The organism is Microbacterium sp. NPDC055312 (assembly GCF_053645675.1).
Genome location: NZ_JBSHMU010000002.1, coordinates 591,291 through 618,239 on the forward strand (window position 1 = coordinate 591,291; position 26,949 = coordinate 618,239).

General features: G+C 70.4%; 33 protein-coding genes. 6 read left to right on the forward strand and 27 right to left on the reverse strand.

All coding sequences use genetic code 11. The features are described from left to right. Position 1: 1 nt before the first annotated feature. From kdpA to ACWIDW_RS07195, 3 genes are read right to left on the reverse strand one after another with little or no spacing between them, the layout of a single operon-like run. Entirely contained in the window at positions 2–1,675 is a 1,674-nt protein-coding gene (kdpA, locus tag ACWIDW_RS07185; protein WP_454124114.1) for a potassium-transporting ATPase subunit KdpA, read from the reverse strand. Next, the gene (locus tag ACWIDW_RS07190; protein ID WP_454124115.1) at positions 1,675–1,764 is read right to left on the reverse strand and encodes a potassium-transporting ATPase subunit F; all 90 of its coding nucleotides are present in this window, start codon (positions 1,762–1,764) and stop codon (positions 1,675–1,677) included. The genes kdpA and ACWIDW_RS07190 overlap by 1 nt, the downstream gene beginning before the upstream one ends. Continuing rightward, positions 1,761–1,907, reverse strand: coding sequence for a hypothetical protein (locus ACWIDW_RS07195; protein ID WP_454124116.1), 147 nt, complete (start codon positions 1,905–1,907; stop codon positions 1,761–1,763). Before ACWIDW_RS07195 ends, ACWIDW_RS07190 begins: the two co-directional genes overlap by 4 nt. Before the next feature lie 166 nt (positions 1,908–2,073). Between ACWIDW_RS07195 and ACWIDW_RS07200 the strand changes: the two genes are divergently transcribed. From ACWIDW_RS07200 to ACWIDW_RS07210, 3 genes are all read left to right on the forward strand, one after another. Then, complete coding sequence (locus ACWIDW_RS07200) at positions 2,074–2,571, forward strand: GNAT family N-acetyltransferase (protein ID WP_454124118.1); 498 nt, start codon at positions 2,074–2,076, stop codon at positions 2,569–2,571. Positions 2,572–2,763: 192 nt separating this feature from the next. Next, complete coding sequence (locus tag ACWIDW_RS07205) at positions 2,764–3,885, forward strand: GmrSD restriction endonuclease domain-containing protein (RefSeq protein ID WP_454124120.1); 1,122 nt, start codon at positions 2,764–2,766, stop codon at positions 3,883–3,885. Positions 3,886–4,159: 274 nt separating this feature from the next. Continuing rightward, positions 4,160–4,705: a YaeQ family protein gene (locus ACWIDW_RS07210; RefSeq protein WP_454124121.1), complete on the forward strand. Its 546-nt coding sequence runs from the start codon at positions 4,160–4,162 to the stop codon at positions 4,703–4,705. 32 nt (positions 4,706–4,737) lie between these two features. Here ACWIDW_RS07210 and ACWIDW_RS07215 read toward each other — a convergent pair whose 3' ends face one another. The 9 genes from ACWIDW_RS07215 to ACWIDW_RS07255 form a co-directional block, all read right to left on the reverse strand. After that, complete coding sequence (locus ACWIDW_RS07215; RefSeq protein WP_454124123.1) at positions 4,738–6,210, reverse strand: phytoene desaturase family protein; 1,473 nt, start codon at positions 6,208–6,210, stop codon at positions 4,738–4,740. Then, complete coding sequence (locus tag ACWIDW_RS07220) at positions 6,207–6,647, reverse strand: SRPBCC family protein (protein ID WP_454124124.1); 441 nt, start codon at positions 6,645–6,647, stop codon at positions 6,207–6,209. Before ACWIDW_RS07220 ends, ACWIDW_RS07215 begins: the two co-directional genes overlap by 4 nt. Positions 6,648–6,864: 217 nt before the next feature. After that, positions 6,865–7,710: a transposase gene (locus tag ACWIDW_RS07225; protein ID WP_454124126.1), complete on the reverse strand. Its 846-nt coding sequence runs from the start codon at positions 7,708–7,710 to the stop codon at positions 6,865–6,867. Positions 7,711–7,735: 25 nt separating this feature from the next. Continuing rightward, a complete protein-coding gene (locus ACWIDW_RS07230; RefSeq protein WP_454124128.1) occupies positions 7,736–7,966 on the reverse strand; it encodes a hypothetical protein in 231 nt (76 codons plus the stop codon). 66 nt (positions 7,967–8,032) lie between these two features. Continuing rightward, positions 8,033–8,647, reverse strand: a complete 615-nt coding sequence (locus tag ACWIDW_RS07235; RefSeq protein ID WP_454124129.1) for a DUF2238 domain-containing protein — start codon at positions 8,645–8,647, stop codon at positions 8,033–8,035. Continuing rightward, positions 8,644–9,504 carry an endonuclease/exonuclease/phosphatase family protein gene (locus ACWIDW_RS07240; protein ID WP_454124130.1) on the reverse strand — a complete coding sequence of 287 codons (861 nt, stop codon included), beginning with the start codon at positions 9,502–9,504 and terminating at the stop codon, positions 8,644–8,646. Before ACWIDW_RS07240 ends, ACWIDW_RS07235 begins: the two co-directional genes overlap by 4 nt. Then, on the reverse strand, positions 9,501–10,292 hold the full coding sequence (locus ACWIDW_RS07245) for a nitroreductase family protein (RefSeq protein WP_454124132.1): 792 nt from the start codon (positions 10,290–10,292) through the stop codon (positions 9,501–9,503). The genes ACWIDW_RS07240 and ACWIDW_RS07245 overlap by 4 nt, the downstream gene beginning before the upstream one ends. A gap of 7 nt (positions 10,293–10,299) precedes the next feature. Next, complete coding sequence (locus ACWIDW_RS07250) at positions 10,300–10,656, reverse strand: hypothetical protein (protein WP_454124134.1); 357 nt, start codon at positions 10,654–10,656, stop codon at positions 10,300–10,302. A gap of 142 nt (positions 10,657–10,798) precedes the next feature. Next, on the reverse strand, positions 10,799–12,208 hold the full coding sequence (locus tag ACWIDW_RS07255) for an MFS transporter (RefSeq protein ID WP_454124135.1): 1,410 nt from the start codon (positions 12,206–12,208) through the stop codon (positions 10,799–10,801). A gap of 143 nt (positions 12,209–12,351) precedes the next feature. Between ACWIDW_RS07255 and ACWIDW_RS07260 the strand changes: the two genes are divergently transcribed. After that, the gene (locus ACWIDW_RS07260) at positions 12,352–12,753 is read left to right on the forward strand and encodes a hypothetical protein (RefSeq protein WP_454124137.1); all 402 of its coding nucleotides are present in this window, start codon (positions 12,352–12,354) and stop codon (positions 12,751–12,753) included. A gap of 179 nt (positions 12,754–12,932) precedes the next feature. Here ACWIDW_RS07260 and ACWIDW_RS07265 read toward each other — a convergent pair whose 3' ends face one another. The 6 genes from ACWIDW_RS07265 to kynA form a co-directional block, all read right to left on the reverse strand. Continuing rightward, positions 12,933–13,277: a hypothetical protein gene (locus ACWIDW_RS07265; protein WP_454124138.1), complete on the reverse strand. Its 345-nt coding sequence runs from the start codon at positions 13,275–13,277 to the stop codon at positions 12,933–12,935. Positions 13,278–13,381: 104 nt separating this feature from the next. Continuing rightward, on the reverse strand, positions 13,382–14,026 hold the full coding sequence (locus ACWIDW_RS07270; RefSeq protein WP_454124140.1) for a DsbA family protein: 645 nt from the start codon (positions 14,024–14,026) through the stop codon (positions 13,382–13,384). A gap of 12 nt (positions 14,027–14,038) precedes the next feature. Further along, positions 14,039–14,857, reverse strand: coding sequence for a PaaX family transcriptional regulator (locus ACWIDW_RS07275; RefSeq protein ID WP_454124142.1), 819 nt, complete (start codon positions 14,855–14,857; stop codon positions 14,039–14,041). Then, entirely contained in the window at positions 14,854–16,080 is a 1,227-nt protein-coding gene (locus ACWIDW_RS07280; protein WP_454124143.1) for a kynureninase, read from the reverse strand. The genes ACWIDW_RS07275 and ACWIDW_RS07280 overlap by 4 nt, the downstream gene beginning before the upstream one ends. Before the next feature lies 1 nt (position 16,081). Then, a complete protein-coding gene (locus ACWIDW_RS07285; protein WP_454124144.1) occupies positions 16,082–17,077 on the reverse strand; it encodes a hydrolase in 996 nt (331 codons plus the stop codon). Then, on the reverse strand, positions 17,078–17,932 hold the full coding sequence (gene kynA / locus ACWIDW_RS07290) for a tryptophan 2,3-dioxygenase (protein WP_454124146.1): 855 nt from the start codon (positions 17,930–17,932) through the stop codon (positions 17,078–17,080). A 132-nt stretch (positions 17,933–18,064) separates the two neighbouring features. On the opposite strand from kynA, the gene ACWIDW_RS07295 reads away from it, so the two are divergent. Beyond that, positions 18,065–19,564, forward strand: coding sequence for a glutamate-cysteine ligase family protein (locus ACWIDW_RS07295; protein WP_454124148.1), 1,500 nt, complete (start codon positions 18,065–18,067; stop codon positions 19,562–19,564). Between the two features lie 209 nt (positions 19,565–19,773). On the opposite strand, the gene ACWIDW_RS07300 is transcribed toward ACWIDW_RS07295, so the two are convergent. The 3 genes from ACWIDW_RS07300 to ACWIDW_RS07310 are packed head-to-tail and all read right to left on the reverse strand — an operon-like array spanning position 19,774 to position 22,154. Beyond that, a complete protein-coding gene (locus ACWIDW_RS07300; protein ID WP_454124150.1) occupies positions 19,774–20,316 on the reverse strand; it encodes a cysteine hydrolase family protein in 543 nt (180 codons plus the stop codon). Further along, on the reverse strand, positions 20,313–21,758 hold the full coding sequence (locus ACWIDW_RS07305) for a purine-cytosine permease family protein (protein ID WP_454124151.1): 1,446 nt from the start codon (positions 21,756–21,758) through the stop codon (positions 20,313–20,315). Before ACWIDW_RS07305 ends, ACWIDW_RS07300 begins: the two co-directional genes overlap by 4 nt. 48 nt (positions 21,759–21,806) lie before the next feature. Then, positions 21,807–22,154 carry an ArsR/SmtB family transcription factor gene (locus ACWIDW_RS07310; protein WP_313356642.1) on the reverse strand — a complete coding sequence of 116 codons (348 nt, stop codon included), beginning with the start codon at positions 22,152–22,154 and terminating at the stop codon, positions 21,807–21,809. 249 nt (positions 22,155–22,403) lie between these two features. Here ACWIDW_RS07310 and ACWIDW_RS07315 point away from each other — a divergent pair, with 249 nt between their 5' ends. Beyond that, entirely contained in the window at positions 22,404–22,811 is a 408-nt protein-coding gene (locus tag ACWIDW_RS07315) for an arsenate reductase ArsC (RefSeq protein WP_454124154.1), read from the forward strand. Between the two features lie 21 nt (positions 22,812–22,832). Here ACWIDW_RS07315 and ACWIDW_RS07320 read toward each other — a convergent pair whose 3' ends face one another. The 6 genes from ACWIDW_RS07320 to ACWIDW_RS07345 form a co-directional block, all read right to left on the reverse strand. Next, positions 22,833–24,227 (reverse strand): M18 family aminopeptidase, encoded by a 1,395-nt coding sequence (locus ACWIDW_RS07320; RefSeq protein WP_454124156.1) that lies wholly within the window; start codon positions 24,225–24,227, stop codon positions 22,833–22,835. A 41-nt stretch (positions 24,228–24,268) separates the two neighbouring features. Next, positions 24,269–25,009, reverse strand: coding sequence for a YidC/Oxa1 family membrane protein insertase (locus ACWIDW_RS07325; protein ID WP_454124158.1), 741 nt, complete (start codon positions 25,007–25,009; stop codon positions 24,269–24,271). Positions 25,010–25,081: 72 nt separating this feature from the next. After that, on the reverse strand, positions 25,082–25,366 hold the full coding sequence (locus ACWIDW_RS07330) for a DUF6412 domain-containing protein (protein ID WP_454124160.1): 285 nt from the start codon (positions 25,364–25,366) through the stop codon (positions 25,082–25,084). A gap of 99 nt (positions 25,367–25,465) precedes the next feature. After that, on the reverse strand, positions 25,466–26,023 hold the full coding sequence (locus tag ACWIDW_RS07335) for an FHA domain-containing protein (RefSeq protein WP_454124162.1): 558 nt from the start codon (positions 26,021–26,023) through the stop codon (positions 25,466–25,468). A 60-nt stretch (positions 26,024–26,083) separates the two neighbouring features. Beyond that, positions 26,084–26,476 carry a CBS domain-containing protein gene (locus ACWIDW_RS07340; protein WP_454124164.1) on the reverse strand — a complete coding sequence of 131 codons (393 nt, stop codon included), beginning with the start codon at positions 26,474–26,476 and terminating at the stop codon, positions 26,084–26,086. A gap of 135 nt (positions 26,477–26,611) precedes the next feature. After that, positions 26,612–26,917: a DUF7882 family protein gene (locus ACWIDW_RS07345; protein ID WP_454124166.1), complete on the reverse strand. Its 306-nt coding sequence runs from the start codon at positions 26,915–26,917 to the stop codon at positions 26,612–26,614. Positions 26,918–26,949: the final 32 nt, after the last annotated feature.

Genomic DNA, 26,949 nt, shown 5'->3' on the forward strand with positions numbered 1-26,949 from the left:
TTTACATCAGCCCTTCCGCCAGGGGACCCAGCGCGAGAACGGGGAAGAAGGTCAGGGCGGTCACCAGCACGGTGACCGCTGCGAGCAGTCCGACGAACAGCGGACGATGTGTGGGGAGGGTGCCCACGGTCGCCGGCACCTTGCCCTGCGCGGCCAGCGATCCGGACAGCGCCAGAACGAAGACGATGGGAACGAAGCGGCCCAGCAGGATGGCGATGCCCAGAGCGGTGTTCATCCAGGGTGTGTTCGCGGTCAGACCGGCGAACGCCGAGCCGTTGTTGTTGGCTGCCGAGGTGAACGCGTAGAGCACCTCCGACATGCCGTGGATGCCCGGGTTCCAGATCGAGGTGGTCGCCACCTCTTCCCGGATGCCGGCGAGGGCGAAGCTCAGCGCTGTTCCGGCGAGCACCAGCGTGGGTGTCACGAGGATGTACAGCGCGGCGAGCTTGATCTCGCGCGGACCGATCTTCTTGCCCAGGTACTCGGGGGTGCGCCCGATCAGCAGACCCGAGATGAAGACCGCGATGATGGCGAGCACGAGCATCGCATAGACCCCGGATCCGACGCCGCCCGGGGTGACCTCGCCGAGCATCATGTTGACCATCGGCATCATCCCGCCGAGGGCGGTGTACGAGTCGTGCATCGAGTTCACCGCACCCGTCGAGGTGCCGGTGCTCGTGGTGGCGAACAAAGTCGATCCGATGATGCCGAACCGCTGCTCCTTCCCCTCCATCGCGCTCCCGGCGAGCTGCGGCGCGGTTCCGCGGCCGGCGGTCTCGAGCGCGGTGAGGATGGCGAAGGATGCCGTGTAAAGGCCGCCCATGACGGCGAGGATCGCGTAGCCCTGACGGTTGTCGCCGACCATGCGACCGAAGACGCGCGGCAGCGAGAAGGGGATGACCAGCATGAGCAGGACTTCGAAGACGTTGGTCCACGCCGTCGGGTTCTCGAATGGATGCGACGAGTTGGCGTTGAAGAAGCCGCCGCCGTTCGTGCCGAGCAGCTTGATGACCTCCTGTGAGGCCGTCGGCCCGCCGGGGATGCTCTGGGCCGCTCCGGCGACGGTGGTGATCTCGGTGAAGCCGTTGACGTTCTGGACCACGCCGCCGATCATCAGCACGATCGCACCGACCGCCGAGATGGGCAGCAGGATGCGCAGGATGCCGCGTGTCAGGTCGACCCAGAAGTTGCCGATCGTGCCGGAGCGCCGGTACGCGAATCCGCGCATGAGCGCGACGGCGACGGCGATGCCGACTGCGGCCGAGACGAAGTTCTGCACCGCGAGTCCGGCCAGCTGCACGGTGTACCCGACGGTGAGTTCGGGCGAGTACGACTGCCAGTTCGTGTTGCCGACGAATGAGGCGGCGGTGTTGAACGAGAGATGCTCAGACGGCGCGGGCAGCCCGAGGGAGTAGGGCAGCCACGGCTGCAGCCGCTGCATCGCGTAGACGATCAGCAGACCGACCGCCGACACCGTCAGCACGGCGCCGAGGTAGGAGCGCCAGGTCTGCTCTGAGCGTGAGTCGACGCCGATCAGCCGGTAGAAGCCGCGCTCGATCTTCCAGTCCTTCGCGGAGGTGTAGACCCAGGCGATGTAGTCGCCGAACGGCCGGTACAGCACGGCGATCACCGCGGCGACGGTCAGCAGGGCGAGGCCCGCATACAGCCACGTCATCAGAATCGCTCCGGTTTCACGAGAGCGAATACCAGATAGACGATCGCCGCGACGGCAAGGGCAGCCGCGAGGAGCTCGAAGACGATCACAGCCTCTCCACCGCCTTTCCCAGCAGTCCGACGACGACGAACACGGCGATCACACCGAGCACGTAGACGAGGTCAAGCACGCAGAGCTCCCTTCGGGTGACAGGCAGCAGACGGAGCTGCTCGCACGCCGTGGATCGGCGCACCTCCCGATGAGACACCCGCGCGAAGCCGAATACTGCGGCTCTAACGGAACCCATACGCCGACGACGAGAATCCTGACGGACTTCTCATTCCCGGAGGCATCAGAAGCCTGTGCCACACCGGGCGGCATGCCGCCCGCAAGCCGGTGGCCGGTGCGAGACTTCAGCGATGGCATCCATCTCCCTCCGCCTGTGGTCAGACGCCGACCTGCCGCTGCTGCGGCGGGCGAACACGCCTGAGATGACCGAGCACCTCAACGGGCCCGAGACCGAGCAGCAGCTGATCGCGAGGCACGAGCGCTACCTGCGTCACGTCGCGTCAGGCGAGTCGCGCCTGTTCGTGATCGCCGACGGCGAGCATCCGGTCGGTTCGATCGGGTACTGGAAGACGGCCTGGCACGGCCAGCCCGCGCTCGAGACGGGCTGGTTCGTTCTCCCCGAGGCGCAGGGGAAAGGCATCGCGTCGGCCGCCCTCGCGGCCATGATCCCGGATGCCAGGGAGCATCGCGACCGAAGACGCATGCTCACCGCGTTCCCGAGCGTCGACAACCCGGCCTCGAACGGCGTCTGCCGTCGCAACGGCTTCACGCTCGTCGGCACCGTGACCGAGGTGTTCCGCGAGAAGGAGCTCACCATGAACGAGTGGGCCCTCGATCTCTGCGCCTGAATCGCACGCGGCACGAGCAGAGGCGTCGCTCGCACGCCCATATGATGAGCGGAATGCTGCGCTCCGCGCACACGCGCGCCGGGACTGAGGGGGACCGGGCTCGCCGCCCTTTCGTGCGCCCTGCGCACCTGACAGCCAGTCGTGCCCGGGTGCTGGAGCATCTCGGCCTGCTGGCGGAGTGGTTGAGATGAGATGACGAGCTCCCCCGCGACCGGTGTCGGGCAGGCAGCCCAGGCCGAACCCGTCAGGAAGAAGCTGCCGCTCTGGGCGTGGATCGCGATCGCTGTCGCGGCGGTGGGCCTTCTGCTGACCGGCAGCGTCGCCAACGCGGTGATGGGTCGCGGCGGCAACGAGGCCTCTCCCGTAGCATCCGTGTCGCCGAGCCGGACTCCTGCCGCGGCCACTCCGTCTCCGGAACCCACCGACGCCGACACGGAGGCCGGCGACAGTGACGCCGAACCGATCGCGTTCGTCGGGGAGCCGTCCACCGCGGCGGACACGTCACGCACCGACGGCGCGACGGCGCTCGAGGTGCTCGCGACCCTCCCGGTGAAGGGCCGCGCCGCGAAGACCGGCTACGACCGCGCCCTGTTCGGTCAGCGCTGGCTCGACGTCGACCGCAACGGCTGCGACACTCGCAACGACATCCTGTTCCGCGACCTGACCTCCGTCACGCGGGCCGGTACGTGCCGGGTCATCTCGGGCACCCTGACCGACCCGTTCACCGGCCGGGTGATCGACTTCACGCGCGGTCAGGGCACCAGCGCGCTCGTCCAGATCGACCACGTCGTCGCGCTCTCCGACGCCTGGCAGAAGGGCGCGCAGCAGCTCACCGCCGATCAGCGCGCGACATTCGCCAACGATCCGCTCAACCTGCTCGCCGTCGACGGGCCGGCGAACTCGCAGAAGGGCGACGGTGACGCCGCCACCTGGCTGCCGAAGAACAAGGGCTTCCGCTGTGCGTACGTCGCCCGGCAGGTGGCGGTGAAGGCGACCTACGGGCTGTGGGTCACCCAGCCCGAGCATGACGCGATCGCCGCCGTGCTCAGCGCGTGCCCGGACGAGGAAACTACGACCTCGGCCTTCGCCCAGGTCGCGCCCGAGCCCGCCCCAGCGCCCGTGGCGGAGGAGCCGGTGCCCGTCCCGGCGCCCGTTCCGGCCGCCCCGGCGGCCCCTGCACCGGTCGCGCCGAGCACGACGTACCACGCGAACTGCACGGCTGTTCGCGCGGCAGGGGCCGCCCCGATCCGGGCGGGCGACCCGGGGTACACGCGCAAGCTCGACCGTGACGGCGACGGGGTCGCCTGCGAGTAGCGGCGACATATGAACGTGCGGGCATGCACCGGCTCGGGGCGATGCGCCGCGCGCTTCAGCGGCCACGCTGGCGCGACAGTCCCGTCCGGAGCCGTGCGGGAACGGGCTCCGCACCCCTTCTCGGCCGCAGCGGGTGAGATCGTGAACTCGGGTATCGCGCCGTGTCGGCCGGTCGATGTGGGGACAACGACCATCTGATCGCCCACCCCCGGTCGGCCTGACTGTGACCGGAGGGCGCCTGCCGCTGTGGAGATCGACGCGTAAGCTCGAATCCATGGCGGCAGGCGCGACGATCCACACGTTCGATGTGCAGCTGGCCGACATCGATCGCGGTGTGTACGACGAGCTGAGCCTGCGCCTCGCGCGCCACCCCTCCGAGACCGATGCGTACATGCTGACTCGGCTGCTCGCGTACTGCCTCGAGTATGAAGAGGGCATCGCCTTCACCGAGGGCGTGGCGGCGACCGACGAGCCGGCGGTGCTCGTGCGCGACCTCACCGGTCGTGTCACCGCGTGGATCGAGGTCGGGGCGCCCGACGCCGCCCGTCTGCACTACGGCAGCAAGCTCGCCGACCGCACGGTCGTGTACACGTACCGCGACCCGGCGAGGGTGATCGCCAATTGGGCAGGCAAGACGATCCACGACGCGGATGCCATCGCGCTGCACAGCTTCGACGCGGGATTCCTCGACGACGCGGCGGCGGCGCTCGCCCGTCGCAACACCATGACCGTCTCGGTGACCGAGCGTCAGGTCTATCTCGAGCTCAACGGCACGCATCTGAGTACCGCCGTGCACGAGCATCCGATTCGCGCGATCTGAACCGCCGCCGCCCCGGAACCGCATCCTCGACGTCAGGTGGACAGATCGGGAAGCTCGCGGATGCCGAACTCGTGACGCAGGGCGCTGAGCGCCGCGAGCCAGCCCGGCATCCCCGTGACGCCCGGCCCGGGCGCGACGGACGCGGAGGCGAGGTAGACGCCGGGGATCGGGGTGCGCCACGGATCCGGGCTGAGCACCGGCCGGCGGAAGAGCTGCCAGAGGTTCGGCGCGCCGGCGGCGATGTCTCCGCCCGGATAGTTCGGGTTGTGCTGCTGCACCTGCTCGGCGCTGCGCGAGCTCGTCGCCAGGATCGTGTCGCGGAAACCAGGCGCGAACCGCTCGATCTGGCGGATCACCGCTTCACGGCGATCCGCGGTGCTTCCGGCCGGCACATGCGTGTATGTCCACAGCGTGTGCTGTCCAGCGGGGGCGCGACTCGGGTCGAACAGCGTCGGCTGCGAGACCAGCACGTACGGGTTCTCGGGGAGCCGGCCACGGTGCACCTGGTTCTCGGCATCCGCCATCTCGGCACGGGTGCCGCCGACATGCAGCGTGCCGGCGCGACGCAGCTCGGGGTTCGCCCACGGCACCGGCTCACGCAGCGCGAAGTCGACCTTCGCGACGCCGTCGCCGTAGCGGAACCGCTGCAGTGCCCGCCGGTAGCCGGGCGGGATGACGTCGGCCGCCAGGCGCAGCAGCGCTCTCGGGGTGACGTCGAGCAGCGTCGCCCATGCGTCGGGCAGGTCGCTCAGCGTCTGGACCTCGTGGTCGAGCACCAGCTCGCCGCCGTGGCGGCGCAGGTCGTCGACCATGGCATCCGCGATCGCCTGACTGCCGCCGATCGGGATCGGCCAGCCCTGCGCGTGGGCGTAGGTGGTGAGCGCGAGGCCGGCGCCGGCGCCGGCGATGCTGGGCTGGGCGAGGATCGTGTGCGCGGCGACACCGGTGAGCATCGCGGGTGCGAGATCCTCCCGGAAGCGCGCATTCCAGGCGGGGCTGCCCTGCTCGAGCGCGCGCAGGCCGAAGAGCACCGCGGTGAGCGGATGCCGGGGAATGCGCAGCAGCGACGAGCCGGTGAAGTCGGCCACCTCGGTCGCCCGTTCGACCAGCGGTCGCAGAAGCCGCTCGTACGCCCGGCCGTCGCGTCCGAGCGCATCGGCGGTGCGGTCGAGGTCTCGGTACGCGATACCCGCGCGATCGCCGTCCATCGGCTGGCCGAACGACACCTCGGGGGTGACGAACTCGACGCGGTCGCGCAACCCGAAGTCGCGGAAGAAGCGCGACTCGAACGCCATCGGATGCACGGCCGAGCAGACATCGTGGTGGAAGCCGGGCAGGGTGAGCTCGCGCGTGGCGGCTCCGCCGCCGGGCTGGCTTGCGCGCTCGTACACGCGCACCCGGAGCCCTGCCCTGGCGAGGGTCACCGCGGCGGCGAGTCCGTTCGGACCCGCCCCGACCACGACGACGTCGAGGTCGCCCTCGCCCGAGCGGCGCCGGTCGGTCACGCAGCCGCCCTGCCCTCGGACAGATAGGCCAGGCGGTGCAGCGTCTCTGCGTTGCGCCAGCGCACCAGCGCATCCATGATCGGACGCGGCACGAAGCGGCCGGGGCCGGCGATGGGCTCCTCCTGAATCCGGACCAGGGTGTCGTCCCCCCGCGGTCGCACCTCGAGCGTCACCCGGGCCTCACCCATCGGCCAGCCGCGCGCTCGCACCACCATGCGGCGCGGCGGGTCGTACTGCTCGACGATGGTGCGGTCGTCGATGAGCATCGGCCACACCCCGAACGAATGGTGCAGCTCTGAGCCCTGGGCCGGCCAGGTGGCGTCCACCGCACGCATGCGTGAGGCGCCGACCACCCACGCCGGGTACAGCCAGCCGTCGCTCAGCACCTCGAACACGTCTTCCGGTGCGCAGTGCAGCACCCTCACATTCCGGGCCATCGTTCGCTCCTCAGGAGTGGATTCCGCTGTCGGTCATTCGGCTGCCGGCGCCCGCGACGTGCTCTCGCACCCATCTTCGCTCAGGTCATGAGCGGCGTGGTGCTCCCTGTCGTGGCTGCCGGTCATCCTGTGAGCACACCGCACCGCCGCGTCATCCGGCAGGGCCGTGACGGCGGGCGCGGTCGTGGGTATCATCTGCGCCCGCCGACGATCCACCTCACAGCCGGGCCAGCGCGTGCCGCGCCTGGTCGAGGGCATCGGCCGTCGCTGCCGCATCGGCGGCCGCCTGCTCTCGCCGATCGGCGGCGGCCCTGGCATCCCTCTTCGCCTGTGTCGCGTCGTGACGGGCGCGCTCGAGCTCATCCTCGAGCTCGGCGATGCGCTTTACCAGCCGGCCGATCCGCTCTTCCGCCTCCTGTGCGTCGTCCGCCGCACGCCGATCCTCCCGCACCGCGCGGTCGTGCGCCTTCTCCGCCTCGCGCAGCGCCCGCTCGGCGTCGCGCCGCCGGCGCCGCGCGCCCACCTCGTCGGCCGAAGGCGTCGCGACGACCGGGGCGTCCGGCGGCCCGCCTCCGACCGCCGCGTCGAGGTCGAACGACCCCGTCGGCTCGAGATCGCGCACCAGTCGTCCGGATGCCACGGCCGCGGCCGCGCGGGGGTCGAAGAACGCCGCGGAGATCGTCTGCCGCACCGCCTCGCGGGTGGCATCCGTCACCCGCCCGCCCTGGGCGACGGCGAGCGACGCCGCCTCGGTCGCGAGCTGAGCGGTCAGGGCCCGGCGCTGCCGCCCGAGCTGCGAGAGCGTCGCGGCGTCGAGATCCTCCTGGGCCTCACGCAGCTCGGCGGCCAGCTGCAGCGCCTGGTCGAGCCGGGCGGCGCGCTCGCGGGCGAAGAGGTTCACCACCCACGCGGCGACGCTCGGCTTGCGTAACGCGCGGATCGCCGCCGAGAGCGCGGGGTCGCCCGCGTCCTTCGCACGCGCGTTGCGCGTCGCGATGAAATCGTCGGGTGGCCCCGCGTACAGCTCGGCGGCGATCGTCTCGAGGTCACCCGCTGCGCTCATGCGAGCGACCTTATCGCGTGGGCGATCAGTCGTTCTTCGTCGCCTCTTCGGCCGCGCGCATGGCTGCGTCGCCCTCCTCGGGCGACTCCGCGCCCGCGTTCGCCGCGGGGTCGTCGCCGGACGCCGGCTCGCCGTCGGTCGTCGGCATGTTCTGACTGTCGAACTGGCCGTCGGGCAGCGCCTCGTCGGCGGTCTGGGGGGAGTCTGCGGCCGCGTCGTCGTGCAGGTCGTCGGGGTTTCCGTCGTGATGAGTCATGATCCGAGTGTCAGCCGCTCGACCACGATCCGGGCAGGGCCGTGACGGCCGGCATCTCGAGGGGTATCATCCGCGTCGATCCGACACCACCGGCTCCGCCGCGTGCGTCCGGTCGGGCAGGCGGCGCACGTCGACCAGCGCCAGCATTCCGCCGGCCACGAGACCGCCGAGTCCGCCGAGCATCATGTCGCCGATCGTGTCCTGATAGCCGACGTGGATCTGATCGCTGATGTACTCGGCGCCGAACCACTCGATCATCTCCCAGACCGCGCTGAGCGCGAGAGCGATCAGCGGCACGAGCGCCAGGGGCGTCCGCGGCGGCGGACTCGCGGTGATCGCGGCGATGCCGGTCCGCGTCAGGATCTCCGCCGCGATCACGGCCAGAACCGCGGTACAGGCGAAGTGCAGCACCAGATCCCACCACCAGATCGCCGCGTACAGATCGAACACGTTGCTCCACGCGGCGGCGAGGACGATCGCACCGGCGGCGGCGTCGAACCAGGCGCGCATACCCAGCATCCGCGGCAGCATGAGCGCGGGCAGGGCCAGCGCCGCGATACCGGCATCCGTCGGCTGCAGCAGGATGGCGGCCGTGATCACACCCAGGATGCCGATCACACGCAGCGCATCGGCCGCCCACTCCGCAGGGGTGCGCGGCGGTCGCAGGAAGTCCTCTTTCATGCGGCCGCCTCTCCGAAGCGCAGAACCGCCTGCACCGGCAGATGGTCCGACGGCGAGCGGCCGCCGGGGGTGCGGGCGTTGATGCCGACCGCGCGCACCCGCACGTCCGGCGTGGTCAGGATCCAGTCGAGCTGCCGCGCACCGGCGCGCGGGCGCCGGTATCCGGGATACGTTCCCCACCGCGGGCCGTTCGTGCCCTCGGCGGCACCCCACGCGTCGACCAGAGCGCGTCCGGTCTGCAGTGCGCGCACGGTCGTCGAGTCGGCACCGGCGTTCAGGTCGCCCGTGACGACCGCGGGCAGCCCACGCTCGGCCACGAGCCGGCGGATGGCGAGGGCCGAACGACGCCTCGACCCCGCGGAGACGGGGTCGAGATGGGTGTTGATCGCGACGAACCGCGTGCCGGTGCGGCGTTCGACGAACTCCGCCCAGACGAGGATCCGCGGGATGAGGTTGCCCCATCCGATCGATCCGGCGCGTTCCGGCGCATCCGACAGGGCGCGCTGCCCCCAGTCGCGCAGCTCGAGATGCGTACGGTCGAACAGGATCGGAGTCCCCTCGCCGCGCCCGCCCGAGCCCCGGCCGGCGCCGATGGCGCGATGATCGGGTCCGAGCGCCTCGCGCACGAGCGGCATGACACGCGGCATGGCCTCCTGCAGACCGATCAGCGTCGGACGCTCCGAGGCCAGCAGCTCGCGCACGGCGGGAGCGCGCCACGACCACCGGTCGGCACGACGGCGCAGCACGCCGTCGGCGGCGCGGCGGATGTTGAAGGTCATCACGTGCACGTCGGGTGCTTCGCGCGGCCCGACCAGGGCATCCGCAGGCTCATCGGGTTCGGGGGTGGCCACGGTCACCCGTCCCACCCCTGCTGCGGCGTCTCGCACGTCTCGCGGAACACGAACTGCGACGGATGCTTGCGCTGCGAACTCGACCAGTCGATGGCGGGGCGCCGCTGCTCGGCAGGCAGATATCCGAGGCGGTACACGGCCATCAGCTCGAGGTCGTCGGGCACGTGCAGCAGCTCGACGATCTCGTCCCAGCGGCCCGGCGCCTCCATCGGGAACGAGATGAACTGGATGCCCATCCCGAGCTCCACCGTGGTCAGCCAGATGTTCTCCATCGCCGCGCCCATGCTGAACACCGAGTAGAACGACGACAGCTCGCCGGGGCGGTACTCGCTGCGATCGAGCATCACGCCGAGCAGCAGCGGCGAACCCGCCACGAGCTTCGCGTTCTCGGCGCCCAGGGTCTTGGGCACGCCGAGCGAGTTCATCAGCTTCTGCCCACGAGAGGTGAACACCTGGCTCGTGAACGGGCGCAGCAGCGCGGGCAGCTTGTCGAACAGCATGCCGCTGCGCTTCTGCTCCATCTCGGCCTCGCTGAAGCGGAAGTACGGCTTGTAGCGCTCGAAGAACGTGCCGTTCGACATCACCTCGGTCATGCTCTCGCCCGAGATCTTCGCGATCCGTTCGATCGTCTCGCGCTGCTCGATCACGACGAAGCGCCACGGCTGGCTGTTCAGCTGCGACGGGGCGCGGCTGGCCGCCTCGATCAGCAGCCGCTGGTGCTCGTCGCTGACGGCGTCGGGCAGGAACGGCCCGTTCGTGGTCTTGCGTCGGCGGATGACGTCGAGGAATTCCATGATGCTCCTATCGGCGGGAGGTGATCACGCCGGCGACGACGAACGGCGCGGCGGTGAGGGCGATGACGGGATGCCGGCGGGTGTGCGTGCCCGCGTACGGGATGACGGCCAGGGGCACCAGCGCCGGGGCGAGGGCGAGCGCGGCCCTCCGATCGCGGCCGATGCCGACGATCAGCGCGAGCATCGTCGTCGATACTGTCGCGATGTACAGCGCGTGGTGCACCCAGCGGAAGCGCCTGGTGTCGACGAGTCGGGTCGCGACGGCGGTTCCCAGTGCGCAGTTCGCGGCGTAGCAGATGCCGGATGCCAGGAACGCGGCGGACGCCGCCCGTCGGTGCCCTCGCGCTCGCCGCCTGCGTGTCATGGGATCAGCACATCACGTCGCGCGCATTCGGCGCGAGGGGTTGCGCGCGCGGCATCCGGATCCCATGCATCCGAAGCAGGAGAACACGCCGAGGCAGGTGAATACGGCCGACATTCACCTGCTTCCGCGTGTTCTCCTGCGCTCAGCGCGTCGGGTCGGCCGCGGGAAGGGGGTCCGCGGGCTCGGCGGGGTTGCGCCGGATGCCGATCCACGACACCACGCCGCCTGCGGCGAACAGCGCGGCGGTGACGATCACGGCGCTGTGGAAGCCGTCGAGGTCGAGCGACCCGCCGACGATGGTCGACAGCAGCGCGACCACCAGCAGCCCGGCCACGCGCGAGACGGCGTTGTTCACGGCCGACGCGATCCCGCTGCGACGCTCGTCGATCGCACCCAGGATCGCCGACGTCAGCGGGGCGACGGTCAGGGCGAGGCCGAGACCGAGCACGATCATCGACGGCAGCACCTGCCACCAGTAGTCGAAGTCGCTGGCGACGGTGAGCAGCAGCAGAGACCCGACCGCCATCAGCAGCGGGCCCGCGGTCATGAACAGGCGAGGCCCGAGTCGCCCGGCCCAGGCTCCGGCACGCGACGACAGCAGGATCATCAGCACGGTGACCGGCAGGCTCGCGAGCCCTGCCGCGGTCGCGCTGAGCCCCGGCCCCTGCTGCAGGTAGACGCCGATCACAAAGCCGTTAAGCGACAGCGCCGCGTACACGAACAGGGTCGACACGTTGCCCCAGCCGAAGTTGCGCACCGCGAACATCGACAGGGGCAGCAGCGGATGCGCCGCACGAGCCTGGCGCCACAGGAAGACGGCGAGCAGGGCGACGCCCGCGGCTCCGGGCATCCAGATCGCAGGCGCCGACCAGCCCAGCCGCTCCTGCTCGATCAGCGCGAAGACGACCGCGCCCAGACCGAGCGCGCACAGGATGCCGCTCGTCCAGTCCACCCGCACGTCGCGCTCGTGCTCGGGCAGGTCCAGCCGGCCGAGCAGCACCAGGGTCGCCGCGATCGGCAGCACGTTGATGAGGAAGACGAACCGCCACGAGAGCAAGTCGACGAACAGCCCGCCCATCAGCGGACCGATCAGCTGCGCGGCGGTGGTGAACGCCGTCCACACGCCGATCGCCCGCGACTGCAGCTCGCCGCGCATCGTCGCGGTGATCAGCGCGAGCGAGCTTGGCACGAGCAGCGCGCCCGCGGCACCCTGCGCCGCGCGGGCGATGATCAGCACCAGCGGGTCAGGAGCCGCTGCCACGGCGACCGACGCGATGCCGAAGGCGATCAGGCCGATCCGCATCACGCGCACGCGACCGTAGGCGTCCGACAGTGACCCGGCCAGCAGGATCAGCGCGCTCAAGGTGATCAGGTAGGCGTCGACCACCCACTGCTGGGTGGCGATGCCGCCGCCCAGCTCGCGGCTGATCGCCGGCAGCGCCACCGTGACCACGGTTCCGTCGAGGAAGGTGACGAACGAGGCCAGCACGGCGACCGCGACGACGAGTCTCTGCACGGTGTCGAATGCGGGCACAGGGGTGGACGTGGGCACAGGCCGACACTACTCCCGCCGTCGACGTACGGCACGAGCACCCATCGACCCGCGGCGCGAGCAGGCGTACTCTGGCCGCAGGCGGGACGACCTGCCCCGTCTCGACCCTCGGCGTGAAGCCGATGACCCAGGCGGAGCGAACCATGGATTCGATGATGATGGACGCGATGGCGTCCGAGATGAAGACGTCCGGCATGGAGATGATCGACATGGCGGTCATGCAGGCCTGCATCGACGCGTGCGCCGCGTGCGAGCAGGCGTGCACGGTCTGCTCGACGCAGATGATGGACTGCAGCGTCTCGTGCATGAACTGCGCCGACATGTGCGGCACGATGATGCGCTCGATGCTGCGCATGCAGGGCATGACCGCACAGGCGATGATGTCGATGCTCGACGCCTGCATCGCGATGTGCCGGATGTGCGCCGACGACTGCCAGTCGCACGCCGAGAACAGCGACGTCTGCCGGATGTGCGCTCAGGCGTGCAGGGCGTGCATGGACGCCTGCATGGCGATGCGCGACGCCATGACCAAGATGGCCTCCTGACGGCGCCCCGCTGAGCCTGCTCCTTCTGGGCCCCTGAGCCTGACGAAGGGCCCTGAGCCCGCTCCTCCTGGGCCACCCTCGGCGTCGTTCCTTCTGGGTCCCTGAGCCTGCCGAAGGGCCCTGAGCCCGACCCTCCTGGGTCCCTGAGCCTGCCGAAGGTCCCTGAGCCCGCCGAAGGGTCAGCGCGCGACGTTGTAGAGCACCCTGCCGACGGCCAGCACGTCGTACTCGGCGTGCAGTGCGACCGGCGTGCCCGCGGGCGCTTCGAGCGCCGCGCCGGCTGCGCTCCACACCGCATGCGCGTCGCCGTCGAGGGTGCGCAGACGAAGCACTCCGGATGCCGCATCCGCCGCCTCGACGATGGCATCCGCCCAGCCGAGCGGCGTCGCCGACGCCATCCGCGCCTGGATCAGATGCAGGGCGTGACCGGGGGCGTACGACGAGCAGACGTCGCCGTGGTCGCACATGCACGCCGCACGCTCACGCACCTCGAGGGGCGAAAGGCGGATGGGCGGCGTGGTCACGGTGGGTCTCCTCACGATCGGTTCACCGAGAATACGTCCGGCTCCGGCGAGCGTCGAGAAGAGCCGACACGGGGCGACACAATGCCTCGATCCGCCGGCGGGCGTCAGCGCGACTGTGCCTCGACGATCGCCCTCTCGAGGTCAGCCGGTTCGGTGAGGGCGACCATCCGCCCGTCGACGAAGAACGTGGGCGTGCCCTCGACCCCGAGGAAGGTGCCCTCGGACCGGTCGCGTCGCACGCGTTCGGTGGTGGCCGGGTCGGCGACGGCCGCGTCGTAGGCGGTCATGTCGAGACCGAGGCCGTCGGCGAGGTCGCGGAAGACCTCCGGAGTCGGCTCGGCAGCGCCGACCCAGTCCGCCTGGGTCTCGAACAGCCGGTGGTACATCGCCTCGAACTCGCCCTGCTGTCCGGCGGCTTCGGCGGCGAGCGCCGCGGGCATCGAGTTCACATGCCCCGGCAGCGGGAAGTACCGCACCGCGTAGGTGATCTGCCCGTCGTACTTCCGCCGCAGCTGCTCGACCTCGGGGTACACGGTGCGACACGCCCCGCACTCGAAATCGAGGAACTCCACCACGGTGACCGCACCTGGGCCGCCGTCGTCGAGAACGTGCGACTCCTCGCGCAGCACCTGCGGCTTCGGGTCGTTCTCGGACTCGGCGCGCTGCGCGACGGTCCACACGAGCACGCCGATCAGCAGCACCATGACCAGGCCGCCGGTGATGATGACGGCCTTGACGGAGTTCTTCATGCCTCGATCCTGTCAGCTTCCGCCGACGGCATCCCGCGCGTGCGCGAGCGCCGACGGGGCGAGGGCCCGCGACAGCCGCTCGAACTCGCGAGCACTGCGCTCACCGGGCCAGTCGGCGGGCAGCAGGGTCGCGGGCAGGCCCGGGTCGACGTAGGGCAGCACCCGCCAGCTGTCGATCAGGCGGACGTACGCGGTGAACGGCTCGACCTGGTCGATGCCGTCTAGGGATGCCAGGAACCGCTCGTGCTCCGCGCGCAGCGCGCCCAGGTCCCACCATCGCGCGGCGGCGTCGGCGAGGGGGTCGGCCGGCACCGGATCGCTCGTGCGGAACAGGGTGGCGAAGGCGCGGGCATGCAGCTCGGCCAGCAGCTGCTCCGCCTCGGCGGACAGGTGCCCGGGCAGGATCCACAGCCCCGCCGAGACGGCGCCCGCGCCGAGGAACTGCAGTCGGCGGCGCAGCTGATGCCTGAGGTCGCGACGCGTCTCGGGGATGGTCACCGAGACGAGCAGCCAGTCTTCGCCCGCCGCCATCGTGCGCACCGCGAAGATGCGCCGGTCGCCGCGCTCGAGCATCGGCAGCGCCGCAGGGTTCAGCGCGTATCCGGCATCCGGCGTCGCGAGCAGCAGGCCGCGCTGCTTGAGCCGGGTGATGGCGGTGCGCGCACGGGCGGCCGGAATCCCCAGGTCGCCGGCCAGCCGCACGAGGGCGGCCGACGAGATGCGGCCGCCGAGCGGGCGCAGGTACAGCCCGATCAGGGTGCGCAGCAGCGAGGTCGCGCTGCCCGGCCGCGCCTCGATGTCGTCGAGCACTGCCGCCGAGGGCGGGGTCATGACTGCAGCGCGTCGCGCACGGCGATCACGCCGCGCAGCGTCTCCTCGTGCGAGGTGCTCAGCGGCGACAGGCCGAGGCGGATGCCGTCGGGGAAGCGGAAGTCGGGGATCACCCCGTCGGCCCACAGCTGCGTCGTGACCTCCTGGAACGAGTCGTGCCCGATCGTGACATGGCCGCCGCGGCGCGAGGCCTCGCGCGGCGAGAGCAGCCGCACGCCGAGCGGGGCGAGCAGCGCGTCGTAGGCGCGGATCGCGAACTCGGTGAGCGTGATCGACTTAACCCGCAGGGCGGTGACCCCTTCCAGCTCGATCAGGTCGAGCATGCCCTGCATGGGCAGCATCGACAGCACCGGCGGGGTGCCGCTGAGCAGCTGCCGGATGCCCGAGACGGGCGTGTACTCGGGTCCCATGGCGAAGATGTCGGCGGCGCCCCACCAGCCGTGGATCGGCTGCACGACCGTGCCGTGATGCTCGGCGCGCAGATAGCCGAACGCGGGCGAACCGGGTCCGCCGTTCAGGTACTTGTACGTGCAGCCGACGGCCATGTCGACGCCCCAGTCGTCGAGCTGCATGGGCACGACGCCGGCCGAGTGGCACAGATCCCAGAGCATCAGCGCTCCGGCATGCTTCACCGCCTGGGTGATCGACGGCATGTCGGCGAGCGACCCCGAGCGGTAGTCGACGTGACTGAGCACGACGAGGGCGGTGCGCTCGGAGACGACCGCTGCGACCTGATCGGCGGTCACCCCGAGGATCGGGTCGGGCTCGACCCAGCGCAGCGTCGCGCCGGTCTCGTTCGCGATCCCGGCGGCGATGAAGCGATCGGTGGGGAAGTTGCCCGCTTCGATGACGATCTCGTCCCGACCCGGTCGCGCGGCGACACCGGCGCGCATGAGCTTGTAGAGCAGCACGCTGGTCGAGTCGGCGACCACGGTCTGGCCGGCCGCGGCGCCCAGAGTGATCGCGCCGATGCGATCGCCGAGCTGCATCGGCAGCTGCATCCACTGCTCGTCCCACGAGCGGATGAGACGCGTGCCCCAGTCGTCACGGACGAACGCCGCGGCCTTCTCGGGCAGATCGCGCAGCGGGCGGCCCAGCGAATTGCCGTCGAGATAGGCGGTGACACCGGGGGCGTCGGCGAACTCGGCGAGGTGGTGGGCGAGCGGGTCGGCCTGGTCGAGCTTGCGGGCCTCGGCGAGCAGGTCGGCGGTGATGTCGGTCATGTCACGGCTCCGTGATGTCGGTGTCGATGTCGGCTGGTGTGAGGCGGCGGGCCCGATTCGGGTCGCCGTCGGGCAGAAGCAGCAGAGGGCCGCCCGCGAGCGGGTCGGCGGGGGAGAGGGATGCCAGCAGGTCGAGTCCGTCGAGGCCGGCGGCGCGCAGCAGGTCGATCTCGGCCTCGCGCAGGTCGACAGGGGTGTCGCCGTTTCCCATGTCGGTGCCGTAGAGCACCTCGCCGCCGCCCGCGATGAAGCGCCGCACGTTGTCGAGCGCGAGGGCGAGCGTGTCGCCATCGTGGATCGCGAGAGTCGAGATCCAGGATGCGGATGCCGCCTGCGCCGCGATCTCGGCATCGGTGAGGCGCTCGCTGAACGGGGCGTGCGCCAGGCGGGTCGCGCCCAGGCGCACTGCGCGCTGCGCTTGACCTGCTCCTTCGGCATGGGCGACGACGGGCAGGTGGTGCGCGGCCGCCTGATGTACGACGGCGCGGAAGGCATCGTCGTCGAGCACCGGACCCGCATCGCTGTGTGCGACGACCTTGATCAGCGAGACGCCGGCGGCGGCGAGCTCGTCGACCGTGCGCGCCGCGTGCTCGGCATCCGTGATCTCCTGCACCGAACCGGCCGGAGCCCATGCGCGATCCGACGGATAGCCGCCTGGTGCGGTGAGGAACGGCCCGGCGTACTCGACGACGGGGCTGCGCAGCACGTCGGCGATCCACTCCGGATCCGCGCCCAGATCGACCACCCGGCCCAGCCGCGACGCCGGCAGCAGGGAGGGATCGACCAGCTGCAGGTGCACGTGGTGGTCGGTGAACAGGCCGGTGATCACGCCCTCGATGCGGGGTGTTCCGGCGAGCGGCGGCCCTTCGACAAGCTCAGGGGCCCAAAAGGGGAGACGGTCAGGGGCCCAGGAGGGGAGACGGTCAGGGGTCGCGGCACGCACCTCGAGGGTGCCCTCGCGCATCGCCTCGCCGTCGAAGAAGGTGACCGCCCGCATTCAGCGGCCGATCTCGGTGCGCACGCTGTACAGCTCGGGGAAGAACGTGAGATCGAGTGCGCGCTGCAGGAAGTTCACGCCGCTCGATCCGCCCGTGCCGACTTTCATGCCGATCGTGCGGGTGACCGTGCGCAGATGCCGGAAGCGCCAGAACTGGAAGTTGTCCTCGACGTCGACGAGCTCTTCGCACGCCTCGTAGAGGTCCCAGTGCTCGTGCGGGTTCTCGTAGATCTCGCGGATCGCGGCGACGAGCTCGGGATGCTCGCGGTAGGGCTGGCGCACGTCGCGCTCGAGCACTTCGGCGGGGATCGGCAGGCCGCGCCGGGACGCGTACCGCAGGAACTCGTCGTACAGGGTGGGGCGCTCCCACTCGGCGGTGAGCATCGCGAGGTTCTCGGGATGGTCGCGGAACACGCCGAGCATCCGCTCGTTCTTGTTGCCGAGGGCGAACTCGACCGCGCGGTACTGCACCGACTGGAACCCCGACGAGCTGCCGAGGTCGCCGCGGAACTGCGCGTACTCGGTGGGGGTGAGGGTGGCGAGCACCGACCACTGCTGGGTCAGCACCTCCTGGATGTGCTTGACCCGCGCGATGTGCTTGAGTGCCGCGCGCAGGTCGTCGCCGGCGAGGCGGTCGCGGGCGGTGCCCAGCTCGTGCTGCACGAGCTTGAGCCACAGCTCGGTCGTCTGGTGCTGGATGATGAACAGCATCTCGTCGTGGTGCTCGGGCTGTGAGACCGGATGCTGTGCGCCGAGCAGCCGATCCAGGTCGAGGTACGAGCCGTACGTCATCCGATCCTTCAGATCAGTGACGATGCCGTCTTCGAGTGGGCGTTCATTGTCGGCTGCGGCCATGCGGGGAACCTATCAGTTTCGTGGCGGTCGTCACAACAGTGAAACAGCCCTCGGTTAGCACCCACCGCCCGTATCGGCAAGGGGCGCCGCTCGACCCGAGGTGATCGACGGGCAGCGGATATTCTTCCGAACATGGGAGACAGCATCAGCTCACAGCGGTTCACTCGGCAGGACCGGGCGCGGTTCCGGCAGCAGGTGCAGCGCGGGCTGGAGGCGCTCGAGCTCATGCTCGGCGACGGCTGGTTCGAAGAGGCGTCGCAGCCGCAGCTGGGGCTCGAGCTCGAGCTGAACCTCGTCGACGGCGACCGCAACCCTGCCATGACCAACGAGCAGGTGCTGGATGCGATCGCGAACCCGGCCTTCCAGACCGAACTCGGGCGATTCAACGTCGAGATCAACGTGGCTCCCCGGCCACTGGGCGGTGACAGCCTCACCGAGCTCGAGAAGGTGCTGGGGTCGGCGTTCTCCGCCGCCGACGAGCGCGCCCACAGCGCGGGCAGCGATCTCGCGATGATCGGCATGCTGCCCACTCTCGACGAGACGCACTTCACCGAGCGCTGGCTGTCGAGGGAGCCGCGCTACAAGATGCTCGGCCAGCAGATCCTCGCCGCGCGCGGTGAAGACATCGAACTGCGCCTCGACGGTGTCCCCCTCACCGACACCGCAGACCCGGAAGACCTCGACATCGTCTGCGACACGATCGTGCCCGAAGCCGCGTGCACGTCGATGCAGCTGCACCTGCAGGTCAAGCCCGAAGAGTTCGCCGCTCACTGGAACGCCGCGCAGGCGATCGCCGGCGTGCAGGTCGCGCTGGCCGCGAACTCGCCGTTCTTCGCCGGCCGCGCACTCTGGCACGAGACGCGCATCCCGATGTTCGAGCAGGCGACCGACACGCGCTCGCAGGAGCTGAAGAATCAGGGCGTGCGCCCGCGCGTATGGTTCGGCGAGCGGTGGATCACGTCGATCTTCGACCTCTTCGAAGAGAACTCGCGTTACTTCCCCGCCCTGCTGCCGGAGAGCTCCGACCAGGATCCGCTCGAGACGCTGCGATCAGGCACCGCGCCTGACCTCAGCGAGCTGCGGATGCACAACGGCACGGTCTACCGCTGGAATCGCCCCATCTACGACACGCAAGACGGCGGCTGCCACCTGCGACTCGAGAACCGGGTGCTGCCCGCATCGCCGTCGATGGCGGATGCCCTGGCCGACACCGCGTTCTACTACGGGCTGCTGCACACCCTCGCCAGCAGCGAGCGCCCGCTGTGGAGCCAGATGACCTTCGACGCCGCGCACGAGAACCTGCACGCCGCCGCGCGGCAGGGCATCGAGTCGCAGCTGTACTGGCCCGAGCTCGGCTGGGTCGGGCCGCGCGAGCTGGTGCTGCGCCGGCTGCTGCCGCTGGCCGCGGAGGGACTCGAGGCCTACGGTGTCTCGACTGCGGCGCGCGAGAGGTACCTCGGTATCATCGAGCAGCGCTGCGTCACCGGCCGCAACGGCGCCACCTGGCAGCGTGCGAACGTCGCAGCCCGAGAGGCGGCGGGCGAGTCGCGTCCGCAGGCGCTGCACGGCATGCTCGACGACTACCTGCAGCACATGCACTCGGGCGAGCCCGTGCACGCCTGGCACCCCTGACCCCCTGAGCCACCTGGATCCCTGAGCCCACCCTGGGCCCCTGAGCCACCTGGGTCCCTGAGCCTGCCGAAGGGCCGCCGCCGCCCCCACCCTGGCCCCCTGAGCCTGCCTTGGGCCCCTGAGCCACTTGGGTCCCTGAGCCACTTTGGGTCCCTGAGCCTGCCGAAGGGCCGCCGCCGCCCCCCTGGCCCCCTGAGCCTGCCGAAGGGTCAGCCCAGGATCTCCGCCGTCGTCCGCAACACGATCTGCGGCGGGTAGAGCCCCATCACGTGCACTGCGGCGGCGTGGTTCTCGGCCGTCGATCCCGCGCACGCGTCGGTCGCGACGGTGAGGTGCGCACCGGCATCCACCCCGGCCAGCGCCGTCGACAGCACGCAGCAGTCGGTCGAGACGCCGGCGAGCACGACGTGCGCGCCGCGTCCGACGATCGCCTCCAGCTCACCGCCCCACTTGCCGAACGTGGGCAGGTCGAGAGTCGGGTGGGGTGACAGGTCGCGCGCCGCGGGCACGAGGTCGAACAGCTCGTCGGTGGGCGCCTGGTCGGCGAACGGCCACGCCGTGAAGTACTCGCCCCACGACGTGGTGCGGTCAGCCGTCGGAATCCATCGGGTCACCAGCACCCGCTCGCCGAACCGTTCGGCGAGACGCGCGATGTTCTGCATCGCCTCGGTGAAGAACGGCGAGCCCCACTCCGATTCCGGCGAGGCGAAGATGTTCTGCGGGTCGATGACGACGAGCCACTGATCCGTCACGCCTGCTCCTGACGGCGGATCCGCCCGGCGCGCGCGAACCACGTGACGACGAACGAGAGCACCAGGGCGGCGAAGACGCCGAGGTTCGCGTACGCCCACTCGCCGTCCTCGCCTCCGATCAGGAACAGCAGGTAGCCCTGCCAGTTGTTCCACGCGGCATCCTCGGCGAACAGGTTGATGACCAGGCCCCAGCCGATGATCGACGCGACGACCATGGTGCCGATCGAGGTCCAGTCCCACGCGCCGTAGCGGCCGCGGGCGTCGAACAGCGCCGCCTCGTCGTAGTCGCGCCGGCGTCGCAGGATGTCGGCGATGAGGATGCCCGCCCACGCGGCCAGCGGCACGCCGAGCGTGATGAGGAACGACTGGAACGGCCCGAGGAAGTCGGCGGCGAAGAACACCACCCAGATCGTGCCGAGGGTGAGGATGACGCCGTCGATCCCGGCGGCGGCGGGGCGGGGGATGCGGATGCCGAGGCTGATCAGCGTGAGGCCCGACGAGTAGATGCCGAGCACGGCGCCTGAGACGAGCGCGAGCACGGCGGTGAGCAGGAACGGCACGAGCACCCAGATCGGCAGGATGCCGGCCAGGGCGCCGATCGGGTCGGCGGCGACGGCGTCCCTCAGCTTCGGGTCGGAGCCGCCGAGCAGCAGACCGAAGATGACCAGGATCACCGGGGCGATCGCGCCGCCGAAGGTGTTCCAGAACACGATCGCGCCGTCGGACGCGGTGCGCTTCTGATAGCGCGACCAGTCGGCGGCGATGTTGATCCAGCCCAGCCCGAACCCGGTCATCACCATGACCAGAGCGCCGATGACCGCGCCGACGCTCCCGTCGGGGATCGACATCACCGCGCCCATGTCGATGCGGCCGCTCGCGAGGATGATGTAGAGGATCGTGACAGCGCCGGTGACCCAGGTCAGCACCGACTGCATCTTCATGATGGTGTGGTAGCCGAGCACCGAGGCCGCGACGATGAGCGCCGCGACCACGACGGTGGCGATGATCTTCAGGGCGACGCTGTCACCCGGCCCGCCGAGCTGGGTGATGACAGTGGCCGTGGCGAGCACCGCCATGATCGCCAGGAACGTCTCCCAGCCGATCGAGGTCAGCCACGACACGATGCCGGGCACCTTCTGACCGTGCACGCCGAACGCGGCGCGCGAGAGCACCATGGTCGGCGCCGAGCCCCGCTTGCCGGCGATCGCGATGAGCCCGCACAGCAGGAACGACACGACGATGCCGATGATCGACACCAGCGTCGCCTGCCAGAACGAGATGCCGAAGTCGAGCACGAACGAGCCGTAGCTCATGCCGAACACCGACACGTTGGCGGCGAACCACGGCCAGAACAGATCGCGCGGCTTCGCCGTGCGCTGCGACTCGGGGATGATCTCGATGCCCGCTCGTTCGATGAGCGCGGGCGACGTGGTATCGGTCATGCCCTCATCCTGGCACCGCCGTCGGCGCCTCGGGTGCAACAACGGGGCTCAGCGGCCGAGCAGCTCCGCGACGGCGTCGATCGCTCCGTCGGCGAGGCGGAAGTACGCCCAGGTGCCGCGCTTCTCGCGCTCGAGGAATCCGGCGGAGACGAGCACCCGAAGATGGTGGGAGACCGTCGGCTGGCTCAGGCCCAGAGGCTCGGTCAGATCGCACACGCACGCCTCGCCGTCGGCGTGCGCCGAGATCATCGAGATCAACCGCAGGCGAGCAGGGTCGGCCAGTGCTTTGAGCGAGGATGCCAGCGACTCGGCGTTCTCGGCCGAGATCGGCACCCGGGTGAGCGGCGCGCAGCAGGAGCGCAGATCGCGCAGGGGGATCAGCTCGGAAGTGGGCACGAATCGATTGTGGTTCATGTATTGACGAACGTCAATATATGCGCGACGATGGCGTCGCAACACATTGATGAACATCGATGAATGGAGGTGCGAGATGGACGACTGCTGCGAGATCCTCGACGACGGAACCTGTGTCTCCGAGTGCTGCTGACAGCGTGCGATCCTCGCGGGCCGGCCTTCTCCGGCCGGCCCGCGGCGGCATCACGTAGGCTGACCACGCACCCCCGCACCCCGCCCTCAGGAGCTTCGATGACACACAGCGCGACCAGGCCCTCCGTCCTTTTCGTGTGCGTGCACAACGCGGGCCGCTCGCAGATGGCCGCAGGGTTCCTGCGCGATGTTGCGGGCGACCGCATCGAGGTGCGCTCCGCAGGCTCGATGCCGGCAGATCAGATCAACCCGGTCGCCGTAGAGGCGATGGGCGAGCTCGGGATCGACATCACGACCGAGCAGCCCAAGGTGCTCACGCCCGAGGCTGTGCAGGCGTCGGACGTCGTGATCACGATGGGCTGCGGGGACGCCTGCCCGTTCTTCCCTGGTAAGCGCTATGAGGACTGGAAGCTCGACGACCCGGCGGGACAGGGCATCGACGCGGTCCGCCCGATCCGCGACGAGATCCGCTCACGCATCGAGAAGCTAGTCGCCGAACTGATCTGAGCGCCGGTCGGGCTCTGCCTCTCAGCCGGCGAAGAAGGCGCGCGCGACGCGCGACAGGTCGTACAGGTCGCTCACACCCGCGAGTTCACGTGCGGAGTGCATCGAGAGGATGGGGATGCCCACGTCGACCGTGCGGATGCCCAAGCGCGTCGCCGTGATCGGGCCGATCGTCGACCCGCACGGGACGGCGTTGTTCGACACGAACTCCTGCGAGGCGACGCCCGCCGACTCGCACCAGCGCGCCCAGGCCGCAGCCCCCACCGCGTCGGTGGCGTAGCGCTGGTTCGCGTTGATCTTCAGGATCGGGCCCGAGCCGAGCACCGGCTGCACGACCGGGTCGTGCTTGTGGGCATGGTTCGGGTGCACCGAGTGCCCGACATCGCTCGACAAGTGCCACGACGCGGCGAACGCGCGGCGCTGCTCGGTGGCGTCGGCGCCGAGCGACGCGTACACGCGCGCGAGCACGTCTTCGAGAAACGGGCCGGCCGCGCCCGAGCGCGACTCGGATCCGAGCTCCTCGTGGTCGAAGGCGGCGAGCACCGGGATCACCGGCTGGGCCGTTGACCCACCCGGGGCCGCTGAGCCTGCCGAAGCGCCGTCTGACTCGCTCTGGGTCGCTGAGCCTGTCGAAGCGCCGTCTGACTCACTCTGGGCCGCTGAGCCTGTCGAAGCGCCGACCGTCTCGATCAGCGCGACCACTCCGGCGTGCACCGAGGCGAGATCGTCGAGGCGGCCGGATGCGAAGAACGCGTCGTCCTTGCCGAAGACGGCGCCGCGCGCGGCATCCGCCACCACCGCGTCGAAGCCGCGGATATCGGCCGCGTCGACTCCTGCGGAGGCCGCCAGCTCGGCGAGGATGTCGGCGGATTCGGCATCCCCCAGCCCCCACACCGGCTGGGTGCCCGTCTGCCTGTCGAGCGCGAGGCCGTCGTTGACACCGCGGTCGAGGTGGATCGCGAGCTGCGGCAGGCGCAGCAGCGGGCCGGTCGCCGCGAGCACGACGCGACCGTCGGCGAGGGCGAGGCGCCCGGCGAGGCGGAGTTCGCGGTCTAGCCACGAGTTCAGCAGCGGTCCGCCGTACACCTCGACGGCGGCCTGCAGCCAGCCGCGGACACCCGTCGTGGGCTTGGGTTTGAGCTTGAAGCCGGGGGAATCGGTGTGCGCCCCGAGCACGTGCACGGGTGTGGTCGCCGCGGCATCCGTCGGCACCGACCAGGCGATCGCGGCGCCGTCGCGCACGACGACGAATCGCCCGCCCGCCTGTGCCGGCCACTCGGCGGTCTCGTCGAGGCGGGTGAAGCCGGCCTCTTCAAGACGACGCGCGACCTCTTCGGCAGCGTGGTAGCTCGACGGCGAGGCGGCGACGAAGTCGGCGAGATCGGCGGCATGCGTGTGGGCGGCGGAGACGGCAGGCATGGCTACGAGCCTAATCCGCCCGCCCCGATGCGGCCCGCCTGTCACGCATCCGGCAGGGGGTAGCGTCGTCGCAGCACCCAGCGCTGTCCGAGCGTCCAGGTGACGGTGACCACGAGGTAGAGGGCTGCGGCGAGCGGCACGAACGCCGCGAAGACCGCGGTGAGGTAGTGCAGCGCGTTCATCGCGCCGAGCACGCCAGGGGTCGCCAGCGGGCCCTCCGTCGGTACCTGCGGCCGGAACACGCGGCGGGTGATGTCGGCGACGACCACGATCACCACGAGCACGACCGCCCAGACGGCGGCGGTCTGCCCGTCGAGGCCCACCCCGACCGCCGCGATCAGCGAGTCGCCCAGCGGAGCCCCGAGCAGGTCGTGCGCCAGCAGCGCGTTCGGGTGGCCGGCGATCTCGGGGCGCAGGAACAGCGTGTACAGCACCCCGACGACGGCAGCCTGCACGATCAGCGGCAGGCAGCCGGCCAGCGGCGACGCCTGTTCGTCGCGGTACAGCGCCATGGTCTCGCGCTGCAGTCGCTCGCGGTCTCTGCCGTGGCGCTGCTGCAGAGCGCGCAGACGCGGAGCGAGTCGAGCGCGCAGCTGCTCGGCCCTGGCCTGGGAGATGCCGACGGGGATGAGCGCGGCGCGCACCCCGATGGTCACGAGCATGACCGCAAGCGCGGCAGACGCCGAGCCGGCAACGGGGTCGAGAACCCCGGAGAGCGCGAGCAGTGCCGAGTAGGCGGCGTCGAGAAGAAGGGTCAGTGGAGGAAAGGCGAAGATGTCCATGAACGTCCGTTCGCAGAGAGGGTGGGGGTCGGCCGATGGCCGCCAGACCCGCCCCTCGAGTGCGAGGACGGATCAGGCGGCGGGCGCGACTCCGGGCGCTCGCGGACGCGGATGCCCGTCGGCATTCGGATCGCTCTGCGACAGCAGCACAGACGCATCGATGGCGCGTCGCGGATGCGGCGCCGATCGCAGGCCGAAGCACGGTGTCAGCAGCGTGAGGGCGACGGCGAGCACGGCGGCCGCGACGATGATCGCGGCGACGCCGAGCATCCCGCCGGCCGTCAGAGACTCGGGAAGGGGGAGGGCGCCGAGGGCCACGAGCAGCGTTCGCAGCAGCATCCCGATCGCGTCGATCATCACCCCTCCTTCGCGCCCGACGCTACCACTCGCTCCCCCACGCAGACATGAGAAGGGCGAGAGGATGTCGTCCCCTCGCCCTTCACACCCTCCGGGGGCTCAGCCGTCCTTGACCTCGAGGCTGCCGCGCTGCGCGTCGTGCTCACCGCGCACGTAGTCCGGGCGGGCGGGCTGCGGCGGCTGGTCGTCGAGCTCGCCGCCCTCGCGTCCGCCGAACGGGCGACCGTGGTCGGCGAACTCCTCGCGACCGAAGACGAGGATCCAGTCCGCGACGGTGAAGCGGGCGCCGGTGCGCAGGATCTCGCTGCGGTCGCCGGCGGTGCCCTCGGCCGGGTTCGCGTTCATCAGACCGTCGCCGTGCAGGGTCAGGACGTATTCGTCGCGCTCGTCGTGCACGATCGTCGCGTGCACCGGGTCTGCGCCGGCGATGACGAGCGAGCACTCCGCGCCCGAGCCGATCGTGGTGCGCTCGTCGACGAGTTCGAGGCGGCTGCGATCGCCGTCAGGGCTCGTGATGCGCAGGTGCGGCTCGCCCGCACCGCGTTCGGCGTGCGTGGTCGTGGGCTGTGCGCCGTCTGACGCGGCGAGCTGGTCGATCTGATCATCGACGTCGGGTGCGCTGCGGGCGGGGGTCGCGCCGGCGGTCTGGTCGGTCATCTGGTCCTCCTCTGTGGGGTGGGCGTCGGGCGCTCCGGGGGCGGATTCGTGCGGGCGGCGTCAGCGGGAGATGACTCCCACCGTCTCGCCGGTGGTCGACGGTTCGAGGTGCCGGGCGATGTCGGCCTGGCTGATGATGCCGACGAGCCGGTGATCCTCGAGCACCGGGACGCGACGGATCCGGTGCTCGCGCATGAGCGCGAGTGTGCGATCGATGTCGTCGTCGGGGGAGACCATCACCGGCACTCCGGTGGCGAGCCGGCCGGCGTTCGTCGTGTCGGGGTCGAGTCCGGTCGCGATCGCCTTCACGACGATGTCGCGGTCGGTGAGCATGCCTTTCAGCCTGCCGTCCTCCCCGCAGATCGGCAGGGCGCCGACGTCCAGCTCGAGCATCCGCTCGGCGGCGACCGACAGCGCGTCGTTCTCGCCGATGCACTGTGCGTTCGGTGTCATGATGTCTCGCGTCCGCGTCATCGTTCCGTCCCCCTCGCTCGGTGTCCACCTGTCTCACTCACGTGCCTTCGACGGTAGACATCCGGAGCGGGGGCGGTAATGGGGTTGACAGCCTGCCGCGCGTTCGTCAAGCGCTCAGTCTTCGAGGTCCTCAGGCAGCAGGCACAGCCCTCCGCTGCTGCTGGCCGAGGTGGCGAGAGCAGTGATCCACTGGGTGCTCAGCTCGGGAGTCTCCGGCTCGTCGAACACGAATCGGAGGGGGATCGACGGGTGCAGCCAGATCGTCGAACGGCCGGTCGGGTCGAGATGCGGATGCTGCCACGACAGGGTGAACGACTCGTTGCGACGCAGCTTCATCGCGATGACGACCTTGAGATGAGCGAGAGCGCGGTCCTCGATCTCGATGGGATCCGGACTGGCGCCGTAGAAGAGCATGCCCATCTGACTAAGCTAACTGCAGGCGTTCGGCAGAC